We start from the raw sequence: 18,535 nt of genomic DNA on the forward strand, positions 1-18,535 counted from the left end.
ATGACCGAGAACGTGGGCCCCATCGACGCCTCCGTGAACCCCCGCTACTCGGGGATCGCGACCTTCGCCCGCCTGCCGAGGATCGAGGACGTGCCGCGCGCCGACATCGCCGTCGTCGGCATCCCCTTCGACTCGGGGGTGAGCTACCGTCCTGGCACCCGCTTCGGGCCCTCGCACGTGCGCGAGTCGTCTCGGCTGCTGCGCCCCTACAACCCGGCGCAGGACGTCTCGCCGTTCGCGGTCGCGCAGGTGGTGGATGCCGGAGACATCCCCGTCAACCCGTTCGATCTCACCGAGGCCGTGACCGAGGTCGAACGCGCTGCGCTCGCACTCGGCGAGCAGGTGCAGCGGATCGTCACGATCGGCGGCGACCATACGGTCGCGCTGCCGCTGCTGCGTGCCGTCGCGGCGAAGCACGGCCCGGTGGCGGTGCTGCACTTCGACGCGCACCTCGACACCTGGGACACCTACTTCGGCGCACCGATCACCCACGGCACCCCGTTCCGCCGGGCGAGCGAAGAGGGGCTCATCGACCTCACCGCGAGCTGCCACGTCGGCACACGAGGACCCCTGTACTCGAAGAAGGACCTCGAAGACGACGAGCTCCTCGGGTTCTCGATCGTCTCGAGCGAGTACATCGAGGAGCACGGCGTCGAGGCCGGCATCCAGCGCATCCTGCAGCGCATCGGCGACAAGCCCCTGTACGTGTCGATCGACATCGACGTGCTCGACCCGGCCCATGCCCCTGGCACCGGAACCCCCGAGGCCGGCGGGCTCACCAGCCGCGAGCTGCTGCGCATCCTGCGTGCCCTCGGCGACAGCGACATCGTGGGCGCCGACGTCGTGGAGGTCTCTCCTGCGTACGACCACGCGCAGATCACCGGGATCGCCGCGAGTCACGTCGTGTACGAGCTCGTGTCGCTGCTCGCCGCCCGAATCGGTCGCAGCTGACAGCTCTCACGCATACGATGCGGCGAGCATCTCGGCGAAGAGCTCTTCGGCGTCGCGTTCGACGCGGCGGCGGGTGAACCAGTCGCAGATGTTGACGCAGTCGCGGTGCAGCAGGTCGAGGCCCTGCGGGTTCGCGATGATGTCGACGATCTGCGGCAGGTCGATCACCCGCACCCGGCCGTCGTGCACGAGCAGGTTGTAGGCCGAGAGGTCGCCGTGGGCGAAGCCGGCCGCGGCGAAGATGCGCATCAGGTCGACGATCTGGTCGTACAGCTCGGCCAGCTCGGCGCGGTCGCTGCGCACCGCCGCGAGTCGGGGAGCGGCGACGCCGTTCGCATCGCCGACGAACTCCATGAGCAGCTCGGTGCCGTTGACCTGCACGGGGTACGGGACGGGGGCGCCGAGCTCCCACATGCGGCACAGCGCATCGAACTCCGCGAACGACCACTGCGCGGCGGCGACCGCCCTGCCGTGCTCGGACTTCTTGGCGAGCGCCCTGGTGTCGCGGGTGTTCCTGGTGCTGCGGCCCTCGGTGTAGACGCCCGAGCGGTGGAAGCTGCTGTGGTCGGTGTCGCGATAGCGCTTGGCGGCGAGCAGCGTGCGGTGCGCGGGGTCGTCCGGCACCGCCCGTTCGAGCAGGAACACATCGGCCTCCTTGCCGGTCTTGAGGATGCCGAGCTCGGTGTCGAGCGCACCGGCGCTCGTCACGACCCACGCGGGCCACGGCAGGGGGCCGCGCTCCGACGGGGTGATCGCCGGCCAGGTGGTCCAGCGCTGGTTGTCGCCGGGTTCGACGTCGGCGAAGGTCGGGACGGATTCGAAGGGAGAGGCGTCGAACGTCGAGGCGGCCGACGAACGGGCGAAGAGACGGGAAGAGGATGCTTCAGAAGAAGCGAAGAGATCAGACACGGTATGTGGCTCCGAGAGAAGGAGGCCACCGCGGATCAGGAGCGGGCGGCCTCGAGAGGAAGGAAGTCGGCGAGGGGCGCGACAGAGACGGCGTTCATGTCATCCACTCCTCTCGCTGAGACCTTCCGGGAGAACCCCGGTGCGTCGTCGAGCCTAGAGGTCGCGGGCGGATGCTGTCCAGACCCGATCCGGTGCTTGCCAGGCCCGATCCGGTGCTCCCCGGGCCGAAGCCGGACGAATGGTCGGATGCCGTGGACGCCGCGTCGGGTGCAGCAGCCCCGCGACTGCGAGTGTTGAACCATGACCACGACCGCGCCCGTGCCCGTGACGACCGCCCGCACCGAGAGCATCCGCTACGGCGGGCTCATCGTGCTGATGCTGATGGGCTTCCTGCTCGTCACGGCGGAGTTCCTGCCCAACGGCGTGCTCACCGAGATGGCAGACGCGCTCGGCGTCACGCCGGGACAGGCCGGGCAGACCGTGACGGTCACCGCTCTCGTCGGCCTGATCGTCGCACCCACGGTCGGTCTGATCTTCCCCCGCCTCGACCGCCGGTCGCTGCTCATCTGGATGGCGCTCGCCGCCGCCGCATCCAACCTGATCGTCGCGATCGCGCCGAACCTCATCATCGTCCTGCTCGCGCGGTTCCTGCTGGGAGCGGCGATCAGCGCGTTCTGGGCGATGTCGATCACGGTCGCTGTGCGGCTCGCGGGACCCGAGCACCTCGGACGCGGGGTCATGTTCACCTCGGCCGGCGTCTCGCTCGCCACGGTCGCGGGCGTGCCGCTCGGCGTCATGCTCAGCGAGATCGTCGATTGGCAGACGGTGTTCGCGATCGCCGGCGTGCTCATGGTGCTGCTGTCCGTGGCGCTGCGATTCATGCTGCCGTCTGTTCCGGCCGAGCAGGCATCGAGCATCCGTCTGCTCGTCGACACCCTGCGGCGCCCCGGCATCGGGCTGGGCATGGTCGGGCACGTGCTCGTGGTGCTCGGGCACTTCCTCGCCTACACGTACGTGCGGCTCGCGCTCGAGCGCATCCCCGAGGTCGAGCCGTCGACGATCATCCTGCTGCTCGCTCTCTTCGGAGTCGGCGGCCTCGCCGGCAACCTCGGGCTCGGATTCTTCATCGACCGCACCTTCGCGTTCTTCGCGGTGTTCGCGCCGCTCGTGATCGCGGTGTCGGTGCTGTCGATGATCTTCCTCTCAGGGTCCGTTCTCGGCGTCGGCATCGTCGTGTTCGTCTGGGGCTTCTTCTTCTCGTCGTGGCTGCTCGTGGCCAACACCTGGGTGGGCCACCGCATGCCCGACCGGCTCGAAGCCGGCGGCAGCCTGGTCGTCGTCGGATTCCAGGGGGCGATCACGATCGCGGCGGGCCTCGGAGGACTGCTCGTCGACACCCTCGACGTCGAGTTCGTCTACGTTCTCGGGGCCATCTCGCTGCTCGTCGGCGCCGTGCTCTTCGGAATGTCGAACCGCAGGAGCACTGCGGCGGCGGCGCTCGTCTGAGTCGCCTCGTTTCCCACCCTCACCCGGGCACGGATTCGGATCGAGCGTTCGACACACCGACCGTCCGCCCACCGCGGGCGGCGTGTCGGGCTCGGACTCCGAAGTTGTGCCCGGCGTGGGCTGGCAGCGCAGGGCCGCAGCGGGCCGGGTGGGCTCAGACGGGGACGGCGGTCAGCTCGCCCGCCCGCCACGCGGACGGTGTCAGGCCGGTGCGGCGTCGGAACGCGCGACTGAATCCCTCGTCCGAGGCGTAGCCCAACTCGCGAGAGGTCTCGCTGACGGATCGGCCGGCGCTCAGCATCCGCTTGGCCGTGTCGATGCGCACCTCGGTGACGTAGTCGGCGGGGGATCGACCGATCGCGCTGCGGAAGCGCTCCGCGAAGACCGAGCGCGACATCGCCCCGACGCTCGCGAGGCGCTCGACGGTCCACTCTCGACCGGGCTGCTCGTGGATCGCGTCGACGACGCGGTCGAGGAACGGGTCCTTCGAGACCGACGGCCAGCCCGCGGGCGCGCAGCCGTTCGCGGCCCAGGCGCGGATGACCGAGAGCAGCACGGTCTGCGCCATCATGCGGCAGATCACGGGGTCGCCCTGTCTGACCGGGTACGACGGCGGATCCGTCGGCCCCATGCTGCCGGCGAGCGCCGCTGCCGCGGGTTCGAGAGAGTCGAACGACATGACGGTGATCGGGTCGGGGAGCACGGCGGCGAGCATCGACGCGCTGTCCGAGAACTCGAGGTCGACCACCACCAGGTCGGTCGCAGCACCTGCTTCGAGAGCGATCGGAGCCCGGCCGAGCGTGAGGAACGCATCGCCTCTGACGAGACTCGCACTCAGGGGCCGGTCATCGACGGCCACGATCTGTGCCGTGCGGTCGACGTCGAGGCGGCATCCGGTGGTGAGGGGCGGATGCCCGCTCACCGAACCGTCGGCGATGTAGACGAGGGTGGCTGCGCCCGAGGGGAGCGGCAGGAGGCCGCCCGCCGCCAGCGTGACGCGTCGAGCGATGCCCACGCGCAGGTCGACGGAGTCGAGCACCTGCCCGAGGGCTGCGGAATCGACGGTCACCATGCCTTCGGCAACGCTCGGGGGCGCACAGCTATTCCGGATACGCTGGAAAGACCCCCACCCGAGGAGTCCCGTGTTCCGCACACCCGACCGCCTGTTCCGAGTCCTCGCGATCGCGGAGGCGATCACCTGGACCATCCTCATCTCGGCGATCATCGCCCGTGCCGTCGGTGCGCCCGGCATCGTCGTGACGGTGGGTGGGGGCATCCACGGGTTCGTGTTCCTCGCCTATGCGGCGACCGCCGTGCTCGTCGCGCTCAACCAGCGCTGGCACCTGGGCGTCGCGATCCTCGCCGTGGTCAGCGCGATCGTGCCCTACGCGACGATCCCCATGGAGATCTGGCTGCACCGCACCGGGCGTCTCGCCGGCGACTGGCGGCTCGAGCAGACCGACGATCCGCGCGACGCTCGCTGGTACGACAGGCTCATGCGGTGGTTCCTGCGTCGCCCGTGGGTCCTGGCGATCCTGCTCGTCGTCGGCATCGTGGCGCTGTACGTGATCCTGCTGCTGGTCGGCCCTCCCGGCGGCAAGTGAGGCCCGACCGGCATCACTGCACGACGACGGCGTTCTTGTCGATGACCTCTGCCATCGTCGCGTCGATGTCGCCACCCGTGCAGTCGACGATCACGTAGAGCCCGACGCCGGTCGCGGTGAAGGCCCGCGCCGCCATGCTCCACCTGCGCTCACCGGCCTCGCCCTCGACCTGACGGTTCTCGACGTCGGTGTTGCCGCCGATCTGGTAGCTGAACGCGCCGGTGGTGGAGAGCGGGGTGATGGCCGCCGCATCCGCCTCGCCCAGGATCACGGCGAGCATCGCGTCGGAGCTGACGCTGTCATCGCCGGCGACCGTCGGCACATCGGGGATGAGCCCCTGCCAGAACTGCGCGGTGCACGTGTCGTCGATCGTGCCGTAGGTCCAGCCGCCGTTGCCGTCGTCGGGCTTGACGATCTTCCAGCCGTCGTCGACGACGAAGCCGTCTCCCCACTGGATATAGGCCGTGGCCGGCAGATCGGCACCCGCAGCGAAGGTCAGCGACGCGGGCAGGTCACCCGATGGCTGCTCCGTCGGGCTCGTGGTCGGTGCCGGGTCGGGGCCGTCGCCGTCAGGGGTGTTCACCGGGATCTGCGCATACAGGCATCCGCTGAGCGGCAGCACCGCCAATGCGACCGCCGAGGCGGCAGCGAGGCGGACGAGCGGAGAGACCTGCGAGATGCGCGTCATGCGGGTCAGCCTAGCCGGGGCCCGCGCGATCCTGCGGGACGATTCGCCCGGGCAGGGCCGTCAGTGCGCGGACGCGATGCCGACGGCATCCTGCACCATCACCGACGCGACGCGCGCCCCCGCTCCCGCCGCGACGATGAGCTGCTGGGGGCCGGGGATCGCCGCATCGCCGGCGGCGTAGAGCCCCGGGATGTCGGTGCGTCCCGAGCGGTCGGTCACGAGATGTCCGTCGTGATCGATCGACGGCGCGAAGCCGCGCAGGAACGACAGATCGGTCTCCCACTCCGGCCGGACGAACCCGCCCTCGACCTCGATGACGGCTCCGTCGTCGAGTCTGATCGCCTCGATGCGGCCGCGATCGCCGACGAGTTCGGAGATCGGACGCCGAACGACCGCGACGCCGGCCGCGGCCAGCTCGGCCTCCTGCGCGCTGGTCACGGTGTCGGCGCCGAGCGTGAAGACGGTGAGATCCTCGGTCCAGCGCGCGATGAGCCGGGCGCGGTCGGCGAGGTCATCCGTCGTGCCGATGAGTGCGAGTCGTCTTCCGCGCATCTCCCACGCGTCGCAGGCGGCACAGCTGAACAGGCTGATGCCGTAGAACCCGCGCAGGTTGGGCACGTCGGGGAGGGTCTCGCGCAACCCGGTGGCCAGCAGCACCGAGTGCGCGGCGACGATGTCGGTCGGATCCTTGCGGCCGATGGATGCCGTGAACCGGGGGCGCTGCCCACCGGCATCCGGCGCGAGCTCGGCATCCGCCCCGACTCCCGGTCCCCGCCGTGCGAGATCGAGCACTCGCACGCGGGTGCGCACCTCGATGTTCGGGTAGGCGGCGAGCTCCTCGCGCGCGATGCGCCGCAGCTCGTGCGGGGGCACGCCGTCGCGGGTGAGGAACCCGTGCGAGTTCAGAGTGGCGGCGTTGCGAGGGCGGTCCGCATCGACCACGAGCACGCGCATGAGTGAGCGTCCGAGATTCAGGGCGGCGGAGAGCCCGGCAGGGCCACCACCGATCACGAGCACGTCGTAGGCGTCCGTGTCAGTCATCAGTGCCCTTCTGTCGCGTCCAGTCTGCCACCTTGCGACTGAGGGTCACCTAACTCGGGGCGATCCCGGCGTGCGGGCTGAGTGCGACGACGTCGCCGATCACGACGACGGCGGGGGATCGCACCTGCCGGGCGGCGGCGAGGTGGGCGATGGTCCCGAGTGTGCCGACGGTCACCCGCTGGCGCTCACCGAATCCGTCTTCGATGATCGCGACAGGGCAGTCGGCGCCGCGCGCCCCCGCGGCGAGGATGTGCGCGGAGTGCCCGAGGGTGTTCACGCCCATCAGCAGCACGACGGTGTGGTCGCGCCCTCCGCCCAGCGCCTCGATCTGGTCGTGGGCGCTGGCGACGGTGAACGTCTCGGCGACGCCGCGCTGGGTCAGGGGGATGCCGGCGAGGCCGGGCACGGCCACGGCGCTCGTGACTCCGGAGATCACGTCGACAGCGATGCCGGCGGCTTCGCAGAACAGCTGCTCTTCGCGCCCGCGGCCGAAGACGAACGGGTCGCCGCCCTTGAACCGCACCACGCGGCGCCCCTCCAGGGCGAGCGAGACGAGCAGTTCGTTGATGCCGTCCTGGGGCACAGGGTGGTGGCCGGGGAGCTTGCCGACATCGATGACCTCGGCGTCGATCCGCACGCCCTCGTCGGCGAGCTGGGCGAGCACGGCCCGTGCGCCGAGGCGGTCGGCGACGATCACGTCGGCCGCCTGCAGCGCGCGGAGCCCCCGCACGGTCAGCAGCCCGGCATCACCAGGACCCGCACCGACGAGCGTGACGGTGCCGGGTGCTGTGACGGTGTTGGTGTCGGTGCCGGTGCCGTTCGTCATGGGCGTGCGGCTTCGGCGATCGGGCCCGTGGTCGAGAGAAGGCGCGCAGACGCCTCGTCGTAGCGGGCGACGACGAGGTCGATCAGCGGCTGCGGCACGATCGTGCCGTCGAGCAGGGGAGGCGTGATCGTGCGGCCGTCGGCCTGGCCCGCGGTCATGTCGAAGAAGAAGCCTCGGGCGAGCAGATAGGTCGAGACGACCGCTTCGGGATGCTGTCGCAGTGCACCGGGCAGGTCTGGCTGACGCGCGGCGAGGTAGGCGAGTTCGACCCGCGCACCGAGTCGGAGCGAGAGCAGCGAGGCCATGGCCTCGGCGTCGGTCAGCGAGGCCGGGTCACGGGAGCCGGCGACCGCGAGGATCACCGGCTGACGGGAGTCGAGATCGACCGCGGGTGTCTCGGCCGATGCTGCAGCCAGGCGATCCGCCAGCACCTCGGCGAGACGCGGGTCGGGCCCCATCGGGTCGCTGACCACGGCATCCGCCTTCTTCGCCGCCATGCCGTGCAGGTCGTGGTGCACGTGGAAGCCGCGCGAGAGCAGCAACGGCACGATCACGACCGGACCCTCGATCGTCGGCAGGAGGTCGGCCGCGTCTGGCTGCTGCACGTCGACGAAGGCGCTGCGCACATCGACGTCGGGGAGGGCCGCTGCGACGGCGTCCACCAGATCGGCGATGGCTCGGGCACCCTCGGCATCCGAGGTCCCGTGCGAGACGGCGAGCAGGATCGGGCGGCGCATGCTGAGACTGTAGGCGAGCCGTGTGACGACGGTGTTTCGAGGATCTCGCCTCGAGTCGAGAGCTGATGTGCAGTGCACTGCAGTGCAGTGCTGACTGGGCGCAGCCGCCCGGTCAGGTGGCGGGCGCGGAGCTCCGCCACGTGCGCAGCGCGAGGAGGACATCGGGGTCGAGCCCCGCCGACTTCGACCATTCCTCGAGATCGAGCGACTCGTACGCGTCGGTGAACGCTGATTCCGGTGTGTGACCGAAGCGCGCCAGCACCGCTCGGCGTTCCTCGGCGTGCTGCGATCTGCTGCGGAGCGCCTCCATCGCGGCCGCGTTCGCGAATGAGGTCGCGTAGTCGAGCCGCGCGGCCTCGGTGGTCACGTCGAGGGCGCGCAGCAGCATCATCGTGACGAGACCGGTGCGATCCCATCCGGCCGCGCAGTGGAACAGGATGCCGCCGGGGCGCGCCGTCGCGATCGCCTGCAGCACCCCCGCCATGCGATGCGGCAGGTCTGTCAGGTGCGGCACGTAGTAGAGGGGCGTGCCCCAGCGCCCATCGGCCTCGAGCGGCTCCCAGAAGTCGCGTTCCGCTCCGTCGAGATCCACGGCGATCACGTCGATGTCGCCTGGCGCACCGGGCGTGCGCTCCTCCGGTCGGCGCAGGTCCACCACTGTGGCGATCCCGCGTTCGCGCAGGAGGTCCCACCCCTCGGGCGATACGAGATCAGGGGCATCGGAGCGGATGAAGACGCCATGCGGGGTGACAGTGCCGTCCTGGCGCTGAAGGCCCCCGAGGTCGCGCGCGTTCGCGAGGCCGGGGATGTCGAGGGGAGGGTGGCTCACGCGGGGATTCTTGCACGGCGGCCTGATTCCGCACCCGGAATCCAAAGTTGAGCCAGTTCATATCAACTTTGTTTGACAGCATCCGGAGGTCGGAGTACAGTTGAGTCATCGCGACTCAGGTTTGCCTGATCGCCCCGGATTTCCAGACCACATCAACCTCAGCAACAAAGGAGAATCACATGGCACGTGCTGTTGGAATCGACCTCGGTACGACGAACTCCGTCGTCAGCGTCCTCGAGGGTGGCGAGCCGAAGGTCATCGCCAATGCCGAGGGCTTCCGCACGACCCCCTCGGTCGTCGCCTTCACGAAGGACGGCGAGGTGCTCGTCGGCGAGACCGCGAAGCGCCAGGCCGTCACGAACGTCGACCGCACCATCGCATCCGTCAAGCGCCACATCGGCACCGACTGGACGTTCGACGTCGACGGCAAGAAGTGGACGCCGCAGGAGATCTCCGCGCGCATCCTCCAGAAGCTCAAGCGCGACGCCGAGTCGTACCTGGGTGACACGGTGACCGACGCTGTCATCACCGTCCCCGCGTACTTCAACGACGCCGAGCGTCAGGCGACCAAGGAGGCCGGCGAGATCTCGGGCCTCAACGTCCTGCGCATCATCAACGAGCCCACCGCCGCGGCTCTCGCGTACGGCCTCGACAAGGGCAAGGAAGACGAGCTCATCCTGGTCTTCGACCTCGGTGGCGGAACCTTCGACGTCTCCCTGCTCGAGGTGGGCAAGGACGACGACTTCTCGACCATCCAGGTGCGCTCGACCTCGGGTGACAACCGCCTCGGCGGCGACGACTGGGACCAGCGTCTCGTCGATCACCTGATCAAGCAGTTCAAGGAGACCACGGGCGTCGACGTCTCGGGTGACAAGATCGCCCTGCAGCGTCTGAAGGAGGCTGCGGAGCAGGCCAAGAAGGAGCTCTCCTCCTCGACCTCGACCAGCATCAACCTCCCGTACCTGTCGCTGACCGAGTCGGGCCCCGTCTCGCTCTCCGAGACCATCACCCGCGCGAAGTTCGAGGACCTCACCAAGGACCTGCTCGACCGCACCAAGAAGCCCTTCGAGGACGTCATCCGCGAAGCCGGCATCAAGGTCGCCGACATCGACCACATCGTGCTCGTGGGTGGATCGACCCGTATGCCCGCCGTCGCCGAGCTCGTCAAGCGCGAGACCGGCAAGGAGGCGAACAAGGGCGTCAACCCCGATGAGGTCGTCGCCGTGGGCGCAGCCCTCCAGGCCGGTGTCCTCAAGGGCGAGCGCAAGGACGTCCTGCTCATCGACGTCACCCCCCTCAGCCTCGGCATCGAGACCAAGGGCGGCATGATGACCAAGCTCATCGAGCGCAACACGGCCATCCCGACCAAGCGTAGCGAGACCTTCACCACAGCAGACGACAACCAGCCGTCCGTCGCGATCCAGGTCTTCCAGGGCGAGCGTGACTTCACCCGCGACAACAAGCCGCTGGGAACGTTCGAGCTCACCGGAATCGCCCCGGCTCCCCGTGGCATCCCGCAGATCGAGGTCACGTTCGACATCGACGCCAACGGCATCGTGCACGTGTCCGCCAAGGACAAGGGCACCGGCACCGAGAAGTCGATCGTCATCTCCGGCGGCTCGTCGCTGTCGAAGGAGGACATCGAGCGCATGGTGCGCGAGGCCGAGGAGCACGCGGCAGAAGACAAGGCGCGCCGCGAGGCCGCCGAGGTCCGCAACCAGGCCGAGACGCTCGCGTACTCGATCGACAAGCTGATCACCGAGAACGACGACAAGCTGCCTGAAGACGTCAAGACCGAGGTCAAGGCCGACGTCGACGCGCTCAAGACGGCTCTGGCCGGCGATGACGACGAGGCCGTGAAGACCGCGTTCGACAAGCTGAACCAGTCGCAGGGCAAGATCGGCGAGGCCATCTACGCACAGTCCCAGGCAGAGGGCGCTCCGAGCGCCGACGCCGCGGGCGAGGCTCCGGCCGATGACAGCTCCTCCGACGAGGACGTCATCGACGCCGAGGTCGTCGACGACGAGGACGAGAAGAAGTAATCATGACGGACAAGAACTTCGAAGGTGACGACGAGGTTCGCAGCGAGGGGTCGGATGCTCAGGCATCCGGCCCCGCGCCGCAGAACCCCGACTCGCGCGAGGCCGCGGCCGCGGAAGGATCCGACGAGACGCCGGTCGACGGTGCACCCGACGATCTGACGGTCGACGACATCCTCGGCGCCACCCAGACCGGCGAGGCCGCGGCAGAGGATGCCGTGCTCGCCGACCTGGAGTCGACGCTGCTGAACGACCTCAAGCGCCTCCAGGCCGAGTACGCCAACTACCGCCGCCGCACCGAAGAGCAGCGCCAGGTCGAGATCGAGCGCGCGAAGGGCGAGGCCGCCAAGGGCCTCATCCCCGTGCTCGACGATCTCGACCGCGCCGCCCAGCACGGTGACCTGGTCGAGGGCACACCCTTCGCCGTCATCGCCGGCAAGGTGCGCACGGTGGTCGAGCGGCTCGGTGTCGTCTCGTACGGCGAGAAGGGCGAGGAATTCGACCCGCAGCGCCACGAGGCGATCTTCCAGCAGCCCACGCCGGGCGCCGACAAGACCACGGTGCTCGAGGTCGTCGAGGTGGGTTACCGCCTCGGTGACGTCGAGCTGCGTCCCGCGAAGGTCGTCGTCGCCGTACCCGCAGAGTAGGTGATCGATGGCTAGCCAGGACTGGTTCGACAAGGACTTCTACAAGACCCTCGGGGTCTCGAAAGACGTCAGCGACGCCGATCTCAAGAAGACGTACCGAAAGCTCGCTCGCAAGTACCACCCCGACTCCAATCAGGGTGACGAGAAGGCCGAGGCGAAGTTCAAAGAGGTCAGCGAGGCGTACTCGGTGCTCTCTGACGCGGAACAGCGCAAGGAGTACGACGAGATCCGCGCGATGGGCTCGGGCGCACGCTTCACGGCGGGCGGCACGGGCGCAGGCGGCTTCGAAGACGTCTTCAGCCGGTTCGGGCAGCAGGGGCGCGGGCAGCAGCAGTCCGCCGACTTCGAGGACATCTTCGCGATGTTCAATCAGGGTCAGGGCGGCTCGTTCGGCTCCGGTCGGTTCGGGCAGACGTCCGGCGGGTACCGAGGCTTCGGAGGCCCCCAGAAGGGCGCCGACGTCACGGCGCGCACCACGCTCGACTTCGCCACCGCCGTGCAGGGCGAGACGATCAGCCTGCAGGGCGACGACGGCAAGCCGTTCAAGGTGAAGATCCCCGCCGGTGTCGCCGACGGTCAGAAGATCAGGCTCCGCGGACGCGGCCGCCCCTCGCCCGACGGTGGGGAGAACGGCGACGTCGTGGTGCAGATCGCGGTACGACCGCATCCGGTGTTCACCCGTGAAGGGCTGAACCTCCGCGTGGTCGTGCCGGTGACGTTCACCGAGGCCGCGCTCGGCGCGACCATCGAGGTTCCGACGCTCGGCGGCGACACGGTCAAGCTGCGCGTCGCCCCCGGCACCCCATCAGGACGCGTGCTGCGCGTCAAGGGACGCGGCGTGACCACAGCGAAGGGCACGGGCGATCTGCTCGCCGAGCTGCAGATCGCGGTGCCGTCGCACCTCGACGAGGCCGCTCGCGAGGCGCTGGAGAAGTTCCAGTCCCTCGAACCCGCCGAGAACCCGCGGGCAGACCTCATGGCCAAGGCCCGACGGTAGAGAAACCGCGATGAGAACGATGATGACGAACGCGAACACCGAGGAAGAGGTGATCCACAGTGGCTGACCAGCGCATGGATGCCGACACCCCGGTGTTCGCGATCGCCGTCGCCGCCGAACTCTCGGGAATGCACCCGCAGACTCTGCGACAGTATGACCGCATCGGACTCGTGGTGCCCGGTCGCACATCCGGCGGCTCGCGCCGCTACTCCACCCGCAACATCGAGCAGCTCCGCGAGGTCGCCCAGCTGTCTTCCGAAGGCATGAGCCTTCCGGCCATCGCGCGACTCCTCGATCTGGAGGATGAGAACCGGATGCTGCGGCGCCGCGTCGTGGAACTCGATGCCGCCCTGCGAGCCGAGCGAGAGAGTCGCCCCGGTGTCCGTGTGTTCGCCGCCGGTGCATCGGGTGTCATCCCGATGCCGAACGGCCGCCGCATGCGCCGCTCTGCCGAGGTCGTCCTCTGGCATCCGGGTGGCGGAAGGGACTGACCTCCCGCTCGACTGCAGCTAAGACGACCGCCACACCTTCGTTGCGAGGTTCGAGACCTCTTTGTCGAGGGCGTCGAATCGATGGTCGAGTATGTCGATGCGACCGTTCAGATGCGCATCGAGCGCTTCGATCTGGCCGGACAGTTTTCCATCGAGCGCTTCGATCTGGCCGGACAGCCTTCCGTCGAGCGCTTCGATCTTGCCGGTCAGTGTTCCCTCGAGGCGGCCGATCTCGGCGCGCACCACCCTGCCGAAATGGGTCGTCACGAGGGTGAAGCCGCCCAGGAGCGCGGCGCCGAACACCCCTATGAGCGTCCAGACCTGAGGCTCGTTCATCGTCATGACTCCATCCTGTGAGCGTGGCGCCAGAATGGCAGTGTTGTGTCGTCCGACACCTTCTGCCCGCGCCCGATCCCGCGGTTCTGAGGACAGCTCGAGCGCGATGCGGGATGGTGCAGGAGGGGTCGGCGCACCCGCGCATCCATTCGCGCGCGGTATCGTTGCGACACGATGAGGATCACGCGTCGCACACTGCTGATCGGCGCCGGAGCCGGTGTCCTGGGAGTCCTGTTGGCCTCCTGCACGCCCGAGCCGGCGCCGTCGCCCACGCCCGACCGCTCGCCGACCCCGAAGCCGACGAGCGACGCGATCACCCCGGCGGCGTTCGCCCGCAGCTCGTGGTCGACCGACCCCTTCGCGCTGGGAGCTGCGAGCTTCACGCCGGTGGGCACCCAGGCGACCGCCCGCGACGCGCTGGCCGAGCCGATCGATGACCGCCTGTTCCTGTCGGGCGAGGCGACCGACTCGGAGGCTCCCGGCACGATGGCCGCCGCGCTCCGCTCGGGTGAACGGGCTGCCGAGCAGCTCCTGCGTGCGGCAGACGCGGGTGAACGCGTCGCGGTCATCGGCGCGGGACTCGCCGGTGCGACCGCCGCCTCGCGACTCGTCGCCGACGGGCTGCAGGTCACCGTCTTCGAGGCGCGCGACCGTGTCGGGGGCCGCATCCACTCGGTCGTCGACGACAAGGCGTGGCCGTTCCCGGCGCAGCTCGGAGGCTGGCTCTTCGTCGCCTCCGACAACGCTCTGCTCGACTCCCTGAACGCGCTCGACATCCGCACCGCGCCGATCGCCGGATCGCTGTGGCGATCGAGCGAGGGCGACGTCGGCGCGGTGTCCGCCGAGCCCGTGCAGGCCGCCATCGCCACGGCCCAGCAGGGGCTGACCGACACGTCGCTCGAGGATGCGCTCACCGCGGCCGGCGCCGATCCGACCGAACCCGGGCTCGCGGCCCTGCTCGCCTCGATCGCCGCATCGTCCGGGGCCGACGCCGACGAGGCGTCGACCTGGTTCCCGCCGATCCTCCCCGCCGACGAGTACACCGCACCTCTCGCCGATCTGACCCCCGTCGTCGAGGGCCTGCTCGAGGGCGCCAAGCTGAGCCTGTCGTCGCCGGTCAGTCGGGTCGCGTACGACGAGGCCGGGGTCAGCCTCGGCATCGCCTCGGGAGAATCGCTGTCGTTCGACCGGGTGCTCATCACGGTGCCGCTCGGCGTGCTCAAGAGCGAGGGGCTGCAGTTCGCCCCGGCGCTGCCGTTCGGCCACCGCGGCGCGATCGACGACCTGGGCATGGGGCGCATCGAGACCGTGTGGCTGCGCTTCGACGATCCGCTCATCGCGGCGACCCCGCCGGCGGAGGGCGAGACGGAGGGCGAGACGGATGCCGCCGCCGAACCCGCGATCTGGCATGTCGTCGGCGGCGACGTGTCGATCCGCACCTGGATCAACCTCGCTCCGGCGACCGGCGAGAACATCGTGGTGGGCCTCGTCGGGGGAGATGCGGCGGCGGACTTCGCCGAGCTCGACGACCAGAAAGCGCTGGAGGCGGCCATCGCGTCGCTCGCGCCGTTCCTGACGGCGCCTGCCTGACCGGCATCCCGGCACGCCGGCGGGCCCCGGCTCAGACCTCAGTTCTCAGACCGGAGCCCTCAGACCTCGGGGCGCTCGTGCCCTCGCCGTCGCATCCTGCTGACGAGCACGATCACGGTGGCGACCAGCGCGAAGATCGCGAGCGCGATGCCGCTGGTGATCAGGAACTCCGGGGGGCCCGACACCTGCCGCGGGTCGAGGAAGTAATACGGATACCAGCCCACCGAGGGGCCGCGCCACAGTGTCACACCACCCCAGGCGAGCGGGAACGCGAGCGCCGTCGGCACCACCCACCACGGCACTCCGCGATGCCCCGGCGTGAGCACCCAGGCCAGCGCCGTGCACGCGGGCAGCCAGAAGTGCAGCACCTGATCCGACCACGGCACGTCGACCCGGATGCCGCGGAGACCTGCCTGCCAGACGATCAGCGCGAAAGCGAGTCCGGCGGTGATCGTCCAGGTGAGCACGAGAGCCAGCGATACGGTGAACCACCGCGGATCGGTCGCGCGGATGAAGGCCAGCACCGCTCCGATCAGCAGCACCACGACGAGTGCGCAGTTGGACTGCACGGTCAGATAGGCGAAGAAGTTCTCGCCGGCGATGGTCCGCGAGCTCAGCCCCCAGAACAGCCGGTGCACGAGTGCGACCGTGCAGACGGTGGCCGTGGCCAGGCGCAGCACGCCGAAGAGCGATCGTGCCCTCACCTTCGCCCCTGCCCCTTCCCGGCTGCGCCCATCGTCGTCCCGAGCGCGAACCGCGCCATCCGGCGAGTCTACGGAAGCCCGCGGGTGCGGGGGCTGCGGCGACCCGCATTCAGGAGATGGAAAAGTGCTCTTCCTAGCGTGAGAGCAGGGATCGACCCTGCTCCGCGCCTGGCGCGCGGTGTCCTGCCACGAAGGAACATCTCCTCATGACGAACACCACCGCCCCCTCTGCCGCCACCTCGCTCGGACTCCTCGTCCTTCGCGTCGTGGTCGGCGCTGTCTTCGCCGCTCATGGAGCGCAGAAGATCTTCGAATACACGATCCCCGGAACCATCGGCAGCTTCGCCGGCATGGGGGTGCCTCTGCCCGAGATCGCCGCACCCGTCGTCGCGTTCATCGAGCTGATCGGCGGAATCCTGCTGGCGCTCGGCCTCTTCACGCGCCCCGTCGGCATCCTGCTCGCCGTCGACATGGTCGTGGCACTGTTCGCCGTGCACCTTCCCGCCGGCCTCTGGGTCGGCGAGGGCGGCTACGAGTTCGTCGCGGTGCTCGGCGTCGCCGCGCTCGCGCTGGCGTTCACCGGCGCCGGGCGCTTCTCGCTCGACGGCGCGTTCCTGCGCGGTCGCGTGCCGGCCTGGCTCAGCTGACTGCGAGGCCGTGCTCAGCGAAAGCCGAGAGGGGGAGCGTCGTCGCGGCGCTCCCTCTGCTGTCTCACCCGTGTGTATCCTGTCAACAGTTAACAGGAGGTCACCGTGACAGAGACCGTCAAGCGCGGAGAGTCCCTCGGCGCGCAGGTGGCGCAGGTCCTGCGCCAGCGCATCGTCCGCGGAGAGCTGGCACCCGGCGCGCGGATCACCGAGGAGGCGCTCGCCGAGGAGTTCTCGGTGAGCAGAGGGCCTATCCGCGACGCGCTCACCCAGCTCAGCTTCGAGAAGCTCGTCGAGGTGCAGCGCCCGCGCGGCGTATACATCACCGGACTCTCGCAGGACGACGTCGACCAGCTGTACAGCCTGCGGGGCGCTCTCGAGCAGCTGGCGCTCTCGCGGGCCATGAGGGTCGACGACGACGCGCGCTGGGCGGCGATGGCCGCCGCCGTCGGGCGGATGGGGGCTGCGGCCGACGTCGGCGATCACGCGGCCTTCGTCGCCGCCGACCTCCAGTTCCACTCGGAGATCTACGCGCTGGCCGACCACCCGCGACTGCAGGGGGCCTGGAGCCAGTATCTGCCGACCTTCGCCTCCCTCCTCGAGGTCACGATCAACCACGATGACGACCTCCACGAGTCATCCGACGACCACATGAAGCTCATGGACGTGATGCGCTCCGGCACGCCGGAGGAGGCGGCCGCGGTGCTGACCGCGCATCTCGACGGCGCCCGCGATCGGATGCTGAGCGAGCTCGCCGACCGGCCGACCTGATCGCGAGCCGGCGGGCCCGCCTCGATCAGCAGAGCTTCGACCAGCAGAGCTTCGGTCAGCAGGGCTTCGATCAGCAGGGCTTCGATCAGCAGGCCTCGGATCGTCGCTCTGAGTGTTGACTGTTAACAGTCAACACTGCTACGGTCGGGATGTCGACAACAAGGTCGACCCACGTAGAGGAGCAAAGATGCCCCGCATGCGCATCACCCGGGCGGCCGCCGCGATCGCGGCCGTCGCCGCCACCGCTCTCGTCCTGTCGGCCTGCACCAAGGTCGAAGAGGGTGAGGATGCGGCATCCGCCTTTCCCGAGAACGACATCCGCCTGATCATCCAGGCCAACCCCGGCGGCGGGTCCGACCTGTCGTCTCGCGCCCTCGCCACCGAGCTCGAGGGGATCCTCGGCGTCAGCGTCATCCCCGAGAACATGCCGGGTGCCGCAGGGGCGCTCGCCATGGAGTACGTCGGTGCGCAGGACCCGGACGGCTATGTGATCGGCTTCGCGCCGGTCGAGATCGCCATGCTGAACACGACGCAGGGCGCGAACGTGCTGCCGGAGGACTTCGACCTCCTCGGCCAGATCATGCTCGCTCCCGGCGTCATCACGGTGGGAGCGAACAGCGGCATCGAGTCGCTGGAAGACCTCGTCGCCCAGGCGAAGTCCGGGGCCGTCACGGTCGCGAACTCCGGTGCGGGCTCGATCTGGGAAGCCGCGACCATCGGCCTCGGCGATGCCACCGACTCGACCTTCACGCCCGTGCCGTACGACGGTGGAGCGACGGCCGTCGCAGCCGCAGCCTCCGGCGAGACGGTCGCCGCCGTGTCGGGACTCGGCGAAGCACTCGCGCAGGGCGAGGCCGTGCGCATCCTCGGTGTCATGAACGACGAGCGTCACCCCGATGCCGAAGACGTGCCCACGGTCGACGAGGCGATCGGCGAAGACGTGGTCTTCGGCGGCTGGGGCGGCATCTACGCCCCGAAGGGCCTGCCGGACGACGTGAAGAGCGAGCTCGAGGCCGCCGTCAAGGAGGCCGTCGAGTCCGACACCTACCAGCAGTTCCAGAAGGACGCCGGCAACCTCGTGGTCTACCGTGACTCGGCCGAGTGGACGACGTTCGTCGACGAGCAGTTCGACCTCTTCAAGGACCTCCTGGGCTGACCGGCCCGGGAACGCGGGGCCGGTCTCATCGCCGGCCCCGCACTATCCCCGCCGCACGTCAGACCA

At 69.4% G+C, this 18,535-nt stretch carries 20 protein-coding genes; 11 read left to right on the forward strand and 9 right to left on the reverse strand.

Annotated elements, in window-relative coordinates; genetic code table 11:
* The gene (gene speB, locus ASF80_RS13105; RefSeq protein WP_056311396.1) at positions 1-951 is read left to right on the forward strand and encodes an agmatinase; all 951 of its coding nucleotides are present in this window, start codon (positions 1-3) and stop codon (positions 949-951) included.
* A gap of 6 nt (positions 952-957) precedes the next feature.
* Here the strand turns inward: speB and ASF80_RS13110 are convergent, their stop codons facing one another.
* A complete protein-coding gene (locus tag ASF80_RS13110; RefSeq protein ID WP_056311397.1) occupies positions 958-1,860 on the reverse strand; it encodes a serine protein kinase RIO in 903 nt (300 codons plus the stop codon).
* A gap of 300 nt (positions 1,861-2,160) precedes the next feature.
* Between ASF80_RS13110 and ASF80_RS13115 the strand changes: the two genes are divergently transcribed.
* On the forward strand, positions 2,161-3,366 hold the full coding sequence (locus ASF80_RS13115) for an MFS transporter (RefSeq protein WP_056311399.1): 1,206 nt from the start codon (positions 2,161-2,163) through the stop codon (positions 3,364-3,366).
* A gap of 154 nt (positions 3,367-3,520) precedes the next feature.
* Here the strand turns inward: ASF80_RS13115 and ASF80_RS18785 are convergent, their stop codons facing one another.
* Positions 3,521-4,438: a helix-turn-helix transcriptional regulator gene (locus ASF80_RS18785; RefSeq protein ID WP_082488313.1), complete on the reverse strand. Its 918-nt coding sequence runs from the start codon at positions 4,436-4,438 to the stop codon at positions 3,521-3,523.
* Between the two features lie 70 nt (positions 4,439-4,508).
* On the opposite strand from ASF80_RS18785, the gene ASF80_RS13125 reads away from it, so the two are divergent.
* Positions 4,509-4,970 (forward strand): DUF3817 domain-containing protein, encoded by a 462-nt coding sequence (locus tag ASF80_RS13125; RefSeq protein WP_056311401.1) that lies wholly within the window; start codon positions 4,509-4,511, stop codon positions 4,968-4,970.
* Positions 4,971-4,983: 13 nt separating this feature from the next.
* Here the strand turns inward: ASF80_RS13125 and ASF80_RS13130 are convergent, their stop codons facing one another.
* The 5 genes from ASF80_RS13130 to ASF80_RS13150 form a co-directional block, all read right to left on the reverse strand.
* Positions 4,984-5,658 (reverse strand): hypothetical protein, encoded by a 675-nt coding sequence (locus ASF80_RS13130; RefSeq protein WP_056311403.1) that lies wholly within the window; start codon positions 5,656-5,658, stop codon positions 4,984-4,986.
* A gap of 60 nt (positions 5,659-5,718) precedes the next feature.
* On the reverse strand, positions 5,719-6,699 hold the full coding sequence (locus ASF80_RS13135; protein ID WP_056311405.1) for an NAD(P)/FAD-dependent oxidoreductase: 981 nt from the start codon (positions 6,697-6,699) through the stop codon (positions 5,719-5,721).
* Positions 6,700-6,748: 49 nt separating this feature from the next.
* Complete coding sequence (gene cobA / locus ASF80_RS13140) at positions 6,749-7,525, reverse strand: uroporphyrinogen-III C-methyltransferase (RefSeq protein ID WP_056311408.1); 777 nt, start codon at positions 7,523-7,525, stop codon at positions 6,749-6,751.
* Positions 7,522-8,262 carry a sirohydrochlorin chelatase gene (locus tag ASF80_RS13145; protein WP_056312126.1) on the reverse strand — a complete coding sequence of 247 codons (741 nt, stop codon included), beginning with the start codon at positions 8,260-8,262 and terminating at the stop codon, positions 7,522-7,524. Before ASF80_RS13145 ends, cobA begins: the two co-directional genes overlap by 4 nt.
* Before the next feature lie 112 nt (positions 8,263-8,374).
* On the reverse strand, positions 8,375-9,091 hold the full coding sequence (locus ASF80_RS13150; RefSeq protein ID WP_056311409.1) for a tyrosine-protein phosphatase: 717 nt from the start codon (positions 9,089-9,091) through the stop codon (positions 8,375-8,377).
* A 179-nt stretch (positions 9,092-9,270) separates the two neighbouring features.
* Between ASF80_RS13150 and dnaK the strand changes: the two genes are divergently transcribed.
* Genes dnaK through ASF80_RS13170 form a run of 4 tightly spaced genes read left to right on the forward strand, consistent with a single transcriptional unit; the run spans position 9,271 to position 13,265 of the window.
* A complete protein-coding gene (dnaK, locus tag ASF80_RS13155) occupies positions 9,271-11,133 on the forward strand; it encodes a molecular chaperone DnaK (protein WP_056311411.1) in 1,863 nt (620 codons plus the stop codon).
* A gap of 2 nt (positions 11,134-11,135) precedes the next feature.
* A complete protein-coding gene (locus tag ASF80_RS13160) occupies positions 11,136-11,777 on the forward strand; it encodes a nucleotide exchange factor GrpE (protein ID WP_056311413.1) in 642 nt (213 codons plus the stop codon).
* A 7-nt stretch (positions 11,778-11,784) separates the two neighbouring features.
* Positions 11,785-12,774 (forward strand): DnaJ C-terminal domain-containing protein, encoded by a 990-nt coding sequence (locus ASF80_RS13165; RefSeq protein WP_056311415.1) that lies wholly within the window; start codon positions 11,785-11,787, stop codon positions 12,772-12,774.
* Between the two features lie 59 nt (positions 12,775-12,833).
* Entirely contained in the window at positions 12,834-13,265 is a 432-nt protein-coding gene (locus ASF80_RS13170; protein ID WP_056311417.1) for a heat shock protein transcriptional repressor HspR, read from the forward strand.
* A gap of 18 nt (positions 13,266-13,283) precedes the next feature.
* Here ASF80_RS13170 and ASF80_RS13175 read toward each other — a convergent pair whose 3' ends face one another.
* Positions 13,284-13,568 carry a hypothetical protein gene (locus tag ASF80_RS13175; protein WP_235559971.1) on the reverse strand — a complete coding sequence of 95 codons (285 nt, stop codon included), beginning with the start codon at positions 13,566-13,568 and terminating at the stop codon, positions 13,284-13,286.
* A gap of 207 nt (positions 13,569-13,775) precedes the next feature.
* Between ASF80_RS13175 and ASF80_RS13180 the strand changes: the two genes are divergently transcribed.
* Positions 13,776-15,191: a flavin monoamine oxidase family protein gene (locus ASF80_RS13180; protein WP_056311421.1), complete on the forward strand. Its 1,416-nt coding sequence runs from the start codon at positions 13,776-13,778 to the stop codon at positions 15,189-15,191.
* Between the two features lie 59 nt (positions 15,192-15,250).
* On the opposite strand, the gene ASF80_RS13185 is transcribed toward ASF80_RS13180, so the two are convergent.
* The gene (locus tag ASF80_RS13185) at positions 15,251-15,895 is read right to left on the reverse strand and encodes a Pr6Pr family membrane protein (protein ID WP_056311423.1); all 645 of its coding nucleotides are present in this window, start codon (positions 15,893-15,895) and stop codon (positions 15,251-15,253) included.
* A gap of 206 nt (positions 15,896-16,101) precedes the next feature.
* Here ASF80_RS13185 and ASF80_RS13190 point away from each other — a divergent pair, with 206 nt between their 5' ends.
* From ASF80_RS13190 to ASF80_RS13200, 3 genes are all read left to right on the forward strand, one after another.
* Positions 16,102-16,542, forward strand: a complete 441-nt coding sequence (locus tag ASF80_RS13190; RefSeq protein ID WP_056311425.1) for a DoxX family protein — start codon at positions 16,102-16,104, stop codon at positions 16,540-16,542.
* Positions 16,543-16,647: 105 nt separating this feature from the next.
* Complete coding sequence (locus tag ASF80_RS13195; RefSeq protein WP_056311428.1) at positions 16,648-17,313, forward strand: GntR family transcriptional regulator; 666 nt, start codon at positions 16,648-16,650, stop codon at positions 17,311-17,313.
* 187 nt (positions 17,314-17,500) lie between these two features.
* Positions 17,501-18,469 (forward strand): tripartite tricarboxylate transporter substrate binding protein, encoded by a 969-nt coding sequence (locus ASF80_RS13200; protein ID WP_056311430.1) that lies wholly within the window; start codon positions 17,501-17,503, stop codon positions 18,467-18,469.
* Positions 18,470-18,535: the final 66 nt, after the last annotated feature.

Origin of the sequence: Microbacterium sp. Leaf159 (genome assembly GCF_001423615.1) — a bacterium.
In the GTDB taxonomy this organism is placed as follows: Bacteria; Actinomycetota; Actinomycetes; order Actinomycetales; family Microbacteriaceae; genus Microbacterium.

Excerpts from the sequence above, each read along its gene's own strand:
- speB (WP_056311396.1), top strand. The coding sequence starts at position 1 with ATGACCGAGAACGTGGGCCCCATCGACGCCTCCGTGAACCCCCGCTAC.
- ASF80_RS13115 (WP_056311399.1), top strand. The coding sequence starts at position 2,161 with ATGACCACGACCGCGCCCGTGCCCGTGACGACCGCCCGCACCGAGAGC.
- ASF80_RS18785 (WP_082488313.1), bottom strand. The coding sequence starts at position 4,438 with ATGGTGACCGTCGATTCCGCAGCCCTCGGGCAGGTGCTCGACTCCGTC.
- ASF80_RS13130 (WP_056311403.1), bottom strand. The coding sequence starts at position 5,658 with ATGACGCGCATCTCGCAGGTCTCTCCGCTCGTCCGCCTCGCTGCCGCC.
- ASF80_RS13135 (WP_056311405.1), bottom strand. The coding sequence starts at position 6,699 with ATGACTGACACGGACGCCTACGACGTGCTCGTGATCGGTGGTGGCCCT.
- cobA (WP_056311408.1), bottom strand. The coding sequence starts at position 7,525 with ATGACGAACGGCACCGGCACCGACACCAACACCGTCACAGCACCCGGC.
- ASF80_RS13145 (WP_056312126.1), bottom strand. The coding sequence starts at position 8,262 with ATGCGCCGCCCGATCCTGCTCGCCGTCTCGCACGGGACCTCGGATGCC.
- dnaK (WP_056311411.1), top strand. The coding sequence starts at position 9,271 with ATGGCACGTGCTGTTGGAATCGACCTCGGTACGACGAACTCCGTCGTC.
- ASF80_RS13160 (WP_056311413.1), top strand. The coding sequence starts at position 11,136 with ATGACGGACAAGAACTTCGAAGGTGACGACGAGGTTCGCAGCGAGGGG.
- ASF80_RS13165 (WP_056311415.1), top strand. The coding sequence starts at position 11,785 with ATGGCTAGCCAGGACTGGTTCGACAAGGACTTCTACAAGACCCTCGGG.
- ASF80_RS13180 (WP_056311421.1), top strand. The coding sequence starts at position 13,776 with ATGAGGATCACGCGTCGCACACTGCTGATCGGCGCCGGAGCCGGTGTC.
- ASF80_RS13190 (WP_056311425.1), top strand. The coding sequence starts at position 16,102 with ATGACGAACACCACCGCCCCCTCTGCCGCCACCTCGCTCGGACTCCTC.
- ASF80_RS13200 (WP_056311430.1), top strand. The coding sequence starts at position 17,501 with ATGCCCCGCATGCGCATCACCCGGGCGGCCGCCGCGATCGCGGCCGTC.